Origin of the sequence: Lysinibacillus sp. NPDC059133 (assembly GCF_042755925.1) — a bacterium.
GTDB lineage: Bacteria > Bacillota > Bacilli > Bacillales_A > Planococcaceae > Lysinibacillus.
The window spans coordinates 1-10,172 of sequence record NZ_JBHZDH010000028.1; the positions used below are offsets into that span (position 1 = coordinate 1).

Genomic DNA, 10,172 nt, shown 5'->3' on the forward strand with positions numbered 1-10,172 from the left:
TGAGCCAGGATCAAACTCTCCATAAAAAGAAATTTGATTAGCTCAAATTGTTTTGCTGGCATCATGTTTGATGTCCAAAATTTTGTTTCGTTCACCAACTCAAGGTTAGCTACTAAAAACTTTATTGATTACGTTTTGCTTGTTCAGTTTTCAAGGTTCATTTTGTTGTTGTTGTTTTTAACAACTTTATCATCATAACTCATCTTCGACAAGAAGTCAACAACTTTTTTAAAATCTTTTTTTTAAGTCGTCCTTCTTGTTAAGGACAAGTAATAATATATAATATAGCAATTTAAAAATCAAGCTTTTTTCGAAAAAAGTTTAAAAATCTTTTTCTCATCCACTACAAATAATAGAATTCCTACTATAACAATTAATCCACCAATAATTTGTGTGGCTATTAAATACTCTTTAAAAATGAGAAGAGCTAGAACGGCCGCGCCAATTGGTTCAAATAATATCGCAATAGAGACTACATTTGTACTAACGTATTTGATAGACCAATTAAATAGAGTATGACCAAATAAATTAGGCACGATCGCTAATAAAATAAACCATATCCAGTCCATAGTTGGATAGGGGCCGAACGATTCACCCTTAATAAGAACATAGATAAATAACGTAATTGTACTAACAGCATAAACAAGCATCGTATAGGTCACAAGAGATAACCTCTTACGTACATCTTGTCCAAATAAAAAGTAAGCAGTAACGAGTGCACACGCAATAAGAGCAAGCATGTCTCCATAAAATGCAGTACCGCTAAGTTTAAAATCTCCCCAACTGATTAAAATACTACCAACAATAGCAACCGCTCCTGCAAGTATGGTTTTCAGAGTAATGTTCTCTTTGAAGAAAAAATATGTACCTACAAATGCAAACAACGGCTGTAGTGTAACCAAAACTGTAGAACTTGCTACAGAAGTGTAATGAAGTGATTCAAACCACAAAATAAAATGGAAGGCTAAAAATATGCCTGCAACTGAAGAAAATCCCCAATCACGTATTGTTAATTTCTTTATCTCGTTAGTGTACTTCCCAAAAAACAGAGGCGCCATTATTAACACTGAAAACAACATACGGTAAAACGCAATAACCCCTGCTTCTGCATTTGCCAATTTTACAAATATAGCAGATAAGGATACAGAAATAACACCAATAAATATAGGAATGTATGGATGAATTTTTGGTTTCTCCATTAAAACCAACCTCCAATCAATTTTGCCTAGGCATAATTACGTCTGGATTCGGCTTTGTGCTATCCGTGATATCTACCTGAGGCTTTAACTTATACCCGCATTTATCGAACCACCAATAGAAGTGGCGATTTCTGTAACTACTTTAGTTCGCTACATAAAACATTTGTAACTGACGCTTCGCTTTCGCTACATAAAATAATTGCCGAAAGAAGTTAAAAATACTTATACTTCATTCCTATCGTGATGTACAATACAAAAAAGTAATGTACATATAATAATGACACCTTGCATATCTCTTAGCAATACGAAATATCTGTGGAGGGTTGCGTATGGAAACATTTGAAAATTTGATTACATATGAAGTTGGCATAAAATTAGTAATTGCAGCCACATTAAGTTTAGTAATCGGCATCGAGAGAGAATTAAAAAAGAAGCCTGTAGGATTAAAAACGAGCTTAGTTATCGCTACATTTAGCTGTTTATTAACTGTTATTTCGATTGAAACCGCCTACTCAACACCCCCAAGGTCGGAAATCAATATTACAATGGATCCTCTACGCTTAGCTGCCCAAATTGTTAGTGGAATTGGATTTCTTGGAGCAGGTGTTATTTTAAGGCGCGGGAATGATAGTATCTCAGGTTTAACAACTGCAGCAATGATTTGGGGAGCTGCGGGGATAGGAATTGCTGTTGGCGCAGGCTTCTATATAGATGCTACTTTGGCTGTTATTATCATTGTCTTCGGCATCGAGGTTTTATCGCCGTTCCTAATGAAAATAGGACCAAAAAGGATTCGTATGCGAGAAGTATCATTGAAAGTTCAGATTAACAATGATGAAAATAGTGAATCCTTTTTAGCATTTCTAAAGGAAAACAATATTATTATCGAAAACATACGCATTCAAGATGTTCCAAATAATGATAATGTTTTTCACGAATTAGATTTACGCTTATCATTAATAGTTTCTGATAACTTATTGTCATTTTATCGTTCGTTACGAGCACTACCCTATATAGAAAAAATCGAAATGGAAATTTTAAACTAGTTGGAGGGTTCTTTCGTGGGAGAAATATTGAAACTATTAAAAAACGGGAATAAACCTTCTCTGTTGGCAGCAGTTGTCAATGCCTTTTTAGGAATTATTAAAGGTGTTGCCTTCTTCTTTACAGGTAATGTTGCCATGTTTGCAGAAATGATGCACTCACTAGGAGATGCAGCAAACCAATTATTCGTTTATATCGGCTCAGCGCTTTCGAAAAAAGCACCGACAAAACAGTTTCCTGGAGGCTTTGGCCGAATAGTAAATTTAGTTTGTCTTTTTGCTGTTATAATTGTGGCAATCCTTTCTTATGAAACTATAAAAGAAGGCTGGCATCATTTTATACACCCAGCTGGAGAATCTAAAGGAATGTTCATTGCACTTGGCGTATTATTGATTGGTATTGTTTTAGAAGGGTCAGTTCTTGCGAAGGCTGCCGTTGAAATACTACATGACGCTGGGCAGGAAAAAACGGGAATAATAACTGCTATCCCTAAAGCTTTTCCCTATTTAAATCGCGCAAAACCAGCAACAAAATTAGTGTTTATGGAAGACTTAGTGGCTACAGGAGGTAACTTCTTGGCCTTCGCAGCTATTTTAATCGCACACTTTACAGGCTGGACAAGAATAGAAGGACTTGTATCAATGATTATTGGTTGTATGATGTTCTATGTAGTAGCAAAAGTTTTCCTTGATAATGCGCGTGGGGTTATTGGTGAAACAGACGAAGAAATGCTAAATCATATTGCTCATCTTGTTATGGATGACCCAAACATTAAAGATATTGTTCGTTTAGAGGTCGTTAAAGAAGGTGAATTTTTACATGTGGAATTAGTTGCCGAAGCTGACCCCAACTTATCACTCGCTTTTCTAGATGATGTACGCGACCATTTAACAGAGGTCATTTTAAGTCAGAAGGGCGTATCAAAAGTGGCCATTTTATTTGATGAAGATGATGGGAAACTAGCTTGGGTGCATATTGGTGAAAGACCGAAAAACTCAACACCCAAACAATAACATCATGATCCAAAATAATTTTTCTAAATAAAATAAATAGCCAATTGCCTTATTTCAGGCAGTTGGCTATTTTTTATACCAGTACTAGATGACTTTGTTCTCGTTTAACTTCTTTTGTATCTTCTATTAAGCAATCTAGAATCTCTTCATTATTTACAAAAACATGATCTGTTATCATAAAAGTTAATAACATTTTTAATGCGATAACCTTTTTTACACCTTGCTGTTGAATAACGATTTTTGAGAATTTTAATGTTGCCAATCGATTAGCTAATGCATATTCTTCTGCATTTGTAATCTCTCTTCCATCTGCATAGCAACCTAATATGAAATTACCCGCATAAGAATCTTTCAATACATTAGGATGCATAGATCGGTAATGTACCTCTGCAATTGAATCATCATTATTCATCATTTGATGAGTCACCAAATAATGTTTTAAAGCACCTTTTAAATCAATCGCAATAGCTGTATCTGCTAGTATTGTTCGATAATAAACTAGCACTATTTCAGTATCTCCTAAATAAGGTTCCACTTCTACAACGATTTCCCCAGAAGGACGTACAAAAACTTGTACATTTGCTTTATTTACACCATCTGTAAAGGTAATATTCGTTTGGCCACATTGTAAGCTTTTTAAAAATATACTTTGATCAACGATATATCCCGTGACAATTTGGTCATTCTCAACTTGCAGTGATTTCGTTTCAATCCCCAATACTTCTACACAATTCTGCATTTTATAAACGTGCCGCTGAAATGGCGTCTTTATGCAACCCGATGTGACATTGCAATCTTCAAGCATTTGTTTCAACATTTGTCCCTCTCCATCCTAGTTTATTATTATCTTTATTTTAATAAACATAGTTGAACAAATTCTGAACAATTTTACAATTAACGAGAACATTCGACAAGGACTTAGTTATTTCCTAAGATTTTTGTTAGGACACTGGCACAATAAAAAATATGAGACTACAACGCGTAGCCTCATGTCTATTTTCATATTAAAGAGCGTTTTGCAAAATAGTTCGCACATCTTCTTCCTGTAATTTGTTGAAGTTTCCAAAGGGTCCATTTTGCATAGCATGCTCTAAAATTTGCTGGAATTTTGAATCATCAATGTCATAATCCGCTAGGCGACTTGGAGCTCCTAGTGAAGACCAGAATGCCGATAAACGATCAATCCCTTCGTATGCAACCTCTTCTGGGGACTTCCCTGTTGCGTCAACACCGAAAACGCGTGTTGCAATGCCTGCAAAACGCTCTGGATTTACGGGTACACTCAGACGCATCCAATGTGGTTGTAATATTGCTAAACCACCTGCGTGCGGAATATCGTACACTGCAGATACAGCGTGCTCAATATTATGTGACGCCCAATCACCGCGAGAGCCAATTGATAAGAATCCATTTAATCCAATTGTTCCGGCTAATAAAATCGTTTCACGCAACTGGATATTCTCTAAATCTTCTATCAATTTAGGTGCTGTTGCAATGACAGTTCTTAATACTCCTTCACACATTTCATCTGTAATCGGTGTATTCGTCGTATTATGGAAATATTGTTCAATTACATGCGACATCATATCAACCATACCGTAAACTGTATGATTTTTTGGTACTGTCACTGTATACGCTGGATTTAAAATCGAAAATTTCGGGAATACAGCAGGGCTACCCCAGCTTAGTTTTTCCTCAGTAGCCGCATTTGTAATAACAGAGCCTGAGTTCATTTCGGAGCCTGTTGCAGCTAGCGTTAATACCGTTCCAAGCGGTAAAGCGTCCTGCACAAATACTTTACGCTTTACAATATCCCAAGCATCGCCATCATATTTTGCACCAGCGGCTATTAATTTAGAACAGTCAATTACGGAACCGCCTCCAACAGCTAATACTAGATCTATTCCTTCTTTTTTACAAAGATCAATACCAAGTCTTGCTGTTTCTACACGTGGGTTTGGCTCAACACCGCTTAGTTCAAATATTATTTTATCCGCTTCTTGTAACTTCTCGATGACAGCATCATATACACCATTTTTCTTAATGCTTCCTCCACCATAAACAACTAACACCTTTTCACCATGCAGAGCTAACTCATTTGATAGCTTTTCCAGTGCATTTTCACCAAAATGTAACTTCACTGGATTATAAAATGTAAATGAATCCATTCAATTCGCCCCTTTCTACTCGGATTTTCTCATATTTATATTGGAGAAAGCAAAGAATAAAGATCCCTAAACATGAATCATGTAAGCATTATAAATACTAAGAATTTTCTCTGGTACTGAAATACCAATTTCCGATAATTTTTCTTGTATCCTCTCATAGCACTTTATACAATCCTGTTTTTTGTTTTGCACAATTAAAAATTCTAGTAGTAGAAACATATAGTTTTCGTTAAACTCATCTAGCTCTAGCATCTTTTGTAAACAGTTTAATTTTAGTAATGAATTAATAGAAATTGTAGTAGTAATATACATTTCGAGTACATGTAAGATCCCTTGCTTTAAGCGCAGCTGGGTTTGAATAGCCCAAGAGTACTCCTCCTCCGCTAAAAAATCACCTTCATAGTAATTTAAAAGCTGCTGGATGGATATTTCATCATGCCTTTTCTGCTCTAGCAAATAAATAAATTTATCATAATCACTAGCAATTTCCACATTTAATTGATAATGATTATTGACCAATCGAATTGGATCTTGAATACCTTTTTCTTTAAGGTGCTTCCTTAACTGGTAAATAGACGTATGTAAGTTACTGGCCGCCTTCTCAAATTCTAAATCTGGCCAGAGCTCCTCTATTATGACAACGTTTAACATAGGCCTTTTTTGATGAAACCATAAATATAAAAATAGTTCTCGCACTTTCCTAGTACGCCACTTCATAACCTCATGCTGGGCATCCAATAAATAAAAGCTTCCAAATGTATGTGCATATAAGAGATGTTCTTTTTTCACTTTTGCTACATCTTCTTGTAATTGCAACTTCTGCTGCGCTTTGATCAACGCCTTTATGAGCCGCTTCTCATGAACAGGTTTTAACAAATAATCCGTTGCCTCTACATCAAATGCATCCACTGCAAATTGGGCATGTGCTGTAACAAATATTATTTGTGTAGATGATGATTTCCCTTTTAATTGTTTTGCTACCTGTAAGCCATGCACATCAATCATTTCTATATCTAGAAAAACAACATCAATAGATTCTTTTTCTAGAAAAATCAGGGCATCGGCTGCATTCGTAAATGTTCCTTTAATAGAAATCTGAAATTGTGTAAGTCGATTTAACTTGAAACGTAAAACATCAATAGCCATTTTTTCATCATCTATGATAATAATATTCATGCTTCATCACCCTTCGGTAATAATATTAGAATAGTTGTCCCCTTTCCTTCCTCACTATTTAAACGAAGGCTCGCATTTTTCATTAATTTAAATTTTTTTAACGGATTTGTAAAACCAATGCGCGAACTTTCTTCATTAATTAATTGTTGTAACTTTTTAGCGGGTATACCTACCCCATTATCTTGTATTTTAATCCGAACAAATTGTCCTTCTCTCTGGACACTTACTTCAATTGTACCTCCTTCTGGCTTTTTGGAAATACCATGAAAAACGGCATTTTCCACTAAAGGCTGTAGCGATAATGCTGGAATCATAAGTTGTATAGACTCATCAATATCATATTTGACAGTTAAACGATTACCAAAACGCATCTTTTCAATATAAAGATATGCTTTTACGAGTTCCAATTCTTCTTCAATCAACACCATACTGTTACGATAATGAACATTGAGCTTTGCACGGAAGTAAGTTGCTAGGCAGTATAGTGCTTCCCTTGTATTATCCATATCGGAATAGCTCAATCCAATAATTGTATTGAGTGTATTATAGACAAAATGAGGGGTCACTTGCGCATATAAATAATTCATCTCAACTTCGATTGCATCTATTGATGATTGTCGAACCGCTAATAATGATTCTATTCGTATAAGCAATTCATCCGTTGCTACAGGCTTTCGTAAATAATCATTCGCTCCTACTTGCAAGGTTAGCACTAAATCAGAATGTTTCATAATAGCAGTTAAAACAATGATTGGTAGTTCTAACATGTCATATTGCTTGCGCACTTGCTTACATAATTCATAGCCCGACATACCTTCCATCATTAAGTCGACTAGCATACAATCCACTTGATTCGTTTTGATGTAGTCGATAGCGTCAAAGCCATTATCAACACCAATCACTGTATAGCCCTTTAGTGCTAATACATCCGCTAAAACCTTTATATTGACATGATCATCATCTACTACAAGTATTTTTTTATCGTTTCCATTATGAATCAACGGTAGCTCAAGCTGTAATATTTTGGATGTATTGGTACGTGAGACGATTGCGAATGAGTTTTCAATACCCACTTGCTCTTCTGCTGCAAGAGGCATTGTGAATGTAAAGGTTGTTCCTTCACCTAAAGTACTTTTTACATAAATATCACCATTTAATTTATCTACAATATTTTTTGCAATGCTTAATCCTATTCCAAGGCCCTCCTTCTGATGATTATTTTTTACTTGATAAAACGAATTAAAAATGCGTTCTAAATCCTGAGCGGAAATTCCTTTTCCGGTATCTCTCACCTCGATGACCATATGTTTCTCTTTCTGATAGGCAGTTACAGTAATTTCTCCAATTTCGGTATGCTGGATAGCATTGTGTAACAGATTGTACAACACCTGCTTAAAGCGCAATTCATCTGTCAGCATGGGCGGCAATGTCAAATCTACTTCAACGAGTAATCGTACGTGACTATTAGTAGACATCACACTGCGAATTTCTGCTACTACTTCATTAATCACCGTTATTGCCACTGTACGAGGAGAGACACGTATTTCGCCAGACATATAATTGGATGAAAACAGTAAATCCTCTACCAAATAACCTAAACGCTGCGTAACATTATGAATTAAAATCACTTGCTCCTGTTGGGTACGCTTCAACGGCCCCTCAGCACCTTCCATTAGTGATTTTGATAAATTCAAAATCCCATTTAACGGTGTGCGCAATTCATGGGAGGTTTTCAGTAAAAATTCATCCTTCATTTGATTGTGTACTAATAGCTCTTTTGATAATGTCTGTGCATCCGTAAAGGCCTGATTCATACGATAGTTTAGGAGTAAAGTGAAGCCAACTAATGTACAACCCAAAAATGTCAATTCACTATACTCATTAGGTACTTCTGCTAAAAAATTAATGATTACTAATAACGTATAACAGCAACCTCCTGCGAAAATGATTAATATATATCGTGCACCTTCTAGTTTTTTCAAGATAACACGGATTAACATCAGTTGCGTGTAGCCAGTTAATAAAATAATCAAAGCTACATATGTAACTTGTCGAATAATCATTGCTTGTGCAGTCATTTCACTTGTATCGAGATAAAATGGATTATAAATACCATATAGAAAAAAAACGCAACCTAGTGAAATAACAATTGTATTGACAATTTTTTTATTCGCCACTTGTGGATACATAGTATAAAGAAAAAGTATTTGACAAATATCGATTAGAGGGATAACACCGAGCTGTAAACGTGACTGGGTAAACGTTTCTTCTATAGGAAAAACTTGAAAGAAAATCTTGTGATTAGTAAAGGACGACTGAAAACCTATCAGTAACATATAAAGTCCGAAAAACAATTCTTCTTTCCTTTTGCGACTTTGTCCATAGATAGTCAGGTAAATGATGCCAAAAACGATATGTCCAAAAATCACCAATACATCAATCAACCTCTTGTGATCGTAGAAATTCTGTATGCTCTCCCTTGTTCCAAATTCAACAGGATAAATCATTCCCGCTGTTGGATATTTATTGTAGCTAGCTACTTGTATTAATATATCAAGCTCTTGCTCGTTACTTTGCCCCATGACAATAAATGCATCATCGTTTTCTGATTGAAAGCTCGAGAAAGATGTACTTGGATTCCCTTTTCCCCCAACGTTGATACCATTAATAAAAACACGACTAGATGAGTGAATATAGCGAAAAAACAAACCATACTGCCCTTCTGTAGGCACCTTTACTACGAGATGATAGGTACCAACAAGAGGACCTTTTTCATTGAATTGAAAATAATCCTCCCATTTATCAGGAACTTTCATAGATATACGTCGCTCTTCGAAATCATCTAATGACTGTTGAGGCGATATCAGAACATTCGGGTAAAAGGACCAATCCCCATTGAGCTTAATGGTGTTATTATTTTCAAGTTGCTCATTTGAAACAACCGCCATTCCCTGTTTCACAATGCTGTCATTATTTCCCGAAAAATGATGCCTATTCCCTACCACAAAAACTATGGCAAATAACATGAAGATACTAACCACTATTACAAAATCTTTTTTCATTATTATGTTCTCACTATCGTTTGATTTATTTACATAGATTCGATTGCTTAATCATTTATTTTTTTATGTAATTTTTTCTATTATAAAATAATTGAACAAATTCTGAACAATAATTGGGAAGTTATTTAATAGTTTACCCATTCACAAAGCCACGTTCAAACAATTCATTAACATATTCATAGTAGTCAGAGGTTGTTTTGACATCCGTAAATACTTCCTCATTTGCGGCTTTTGCCATGTTTGATGCCACAACAGCAATTGCACTTGTAGCCATAGTTGTAGCCATAGCTACTTTAAATAGTTTGTCGTAAAGTGCAGTGCTATTTTTCATCTTTATGTTCTCCCCTTCACTAAATATCGGCTTCATGATTTTCCTATTTAGTCTATCAATGGATGCCTGAACAAAATCTGAACAGATCTTTTAAAAATATCAATTTATTAATAAAAACTCTCTTCAACCAATAAATAACTGAAAAACAGGCTAAAAAATACTTAGCCTGTAATTGCCAT

The 10,172-nt window shown here is 35.2% G+C and carries 8 protein-coding genes; 2 read left to right on the top strand and 6 right to left on the bottom strand.

All coding sequences use genetic code 11. The annotated features are described in order from the left end of the window. Positions 1–299 precede the first annotated feature (299 nt). Positions 300–1,199, bottom strand: a complete 900-nt coding sequence (locus ACFXN8_RS15210; protein ID WP_386846212.1) for a DMT family transporter — start codon at positions 1,197–1,199, stop codon at positions 300–302. A gap of 329 nt (positions 1,200–1,528) precedes the next feature. On the opposite strand from ACFXN8_RS15210, the gene ACFXN8_RS15215 reads away from it, so the two are divergent. After that, complete coding sequence (locus ACFXN8_RS15215) at positions 1,529–2,245, top strand: MgtC/SapB family protein (RefSeq protein WP_386846214.1); 717 nt, start codon at positions 1,529–1,531, stop codon at positions 2,243–2,245. Positions 2,246–2,260: 15 nt separating this feature from the next. Further along, entirely contained in the window at positions 2,261–3,256 is a 996-nt protein-coding gene (locus ACFXN8_RS15220) for a cation diffusion facilitator family transporter (protein WP_386846216.1), read from the top strand. A gap of 73 nt (positions 3,257–3,329) precedes the next feature. Here the strand turns inward: ACFXN8_RS15220 and ACFXN8_RS15225 are convergent, their stop codons facing one another. The 5 genes from ACFXN8_RS15225 to ACFXN8_RS15245 form a co-directional block, all read right to left on the bottom strand. Beyond that, complete coding sequence (locus tag ACFXN8_RS15225) at positions 3,330–4,073, bottom strand: hypothetical protein (protein WP_386846218.1); 744 nt, start codon at positions 4,071–4,073, stop codon at positions 3,330–3,332. A 187-nt stretch (positions 4,074–4,260) separates the two neighbouring features. Then, entirely contained in the window at positions 4,261–5,424 is a 1,164-nt protein-coding gene (locus tag ACFXN8_RS15230; RefSeq protein WP_376074861.1) for an iron-containing alcohol dehydrogenase, read from the bottom strand. A gap of 66 nt (positions 5,425–5,490) precedes the next feature. Beyond that, complete coding sequence (locus ACFXN8_RS15235; protein WP_386846221.1) at positions 5,491–6,600, bottom strand: response regulator; 1,110 nt, start codon at positions 6,598–6,600, stop codon at positions 5,491–5,493. Then, entirely contained in the window at positions 6,597–9,662 is a 3,066-nt protein-coding gene (locus ACFXN8_RS15240) for a sensor histidine kinase (protein WP_386846223.1), read from the bottom strand. The genes ACFXN8_RS15235 and ACFXN8_RS15240 overlap by 4 nt, the downstream gene beginning before the upstream one ends. Before the next feature lie 133 nt (positions 9,663–9,795). After that, positions 9,796–9,993, bottom strand: a complete 198-nt coding sequence (locus ACFXN8_RS15245) for an S-layer homology domain-containing protein (RefSeq protein WP_376074864.1) — start codon at positions 9,991–9,993, stop codon at positions 9,796–9,798. Between the last annotated feature and the right edge of the window lie 179 nt (positions 9,994–10,172).

Excerpts from the sequence above, each read along its gene's own strand:
- ACFXN8_RS15210 (WP_386846212.1), bottom strand. The coding sequence starts at position 1,199 with ATGGAGAAACCAAAAATTCATCCATACATTCCTATATTTATTGGTGTT.
- ACFXN8_RS15215 (WP_386846214.1), top strand. The coding sequence starts at position 1,529 with ATGGAAACATTTGAAAATTTGATTACATATGAAGTTGGCATAAAATTA.
- ACFXN8_RS15225 (WP_386846218.1), bottom strand. The coding sequence starts at position 4,073 with ATGTTGAAACAAATGCTTGAAGATTGCAATGTCACATCGGGTTGCATA.
- ACFXN8_RS15230 (WP_376074861.1), bottom strand. The coding sequence starts at position 5,424 with ATGGATTCATTTACATTTTATAATCCAGTGAAGTTACATTTTGGTGAA.
- ACFXN8_RS15235 (WP_386846221.1), bottom strand. The coding sequence starts at position 6,600 with ATGAATATTATTATCATAGATGATGAAAAAATGGCTATTGATGTTTTA.
- ACFXN8_RS15240 (WP_386846223.1), bottom strand. The coding sequence starts at position 9,662 with ATGAAAAAAGATTTTGTAATAGTGGTTAGTATCTTCATGTTATTTGCC.
- ACFXN8_RS15245 (WP_376074864.1), bottom strand. The coding sequence starts at position 9,993 with ATGAAAAATAGCACTGCACTTTACGACAAACTATTTAAAGTAGCTATG.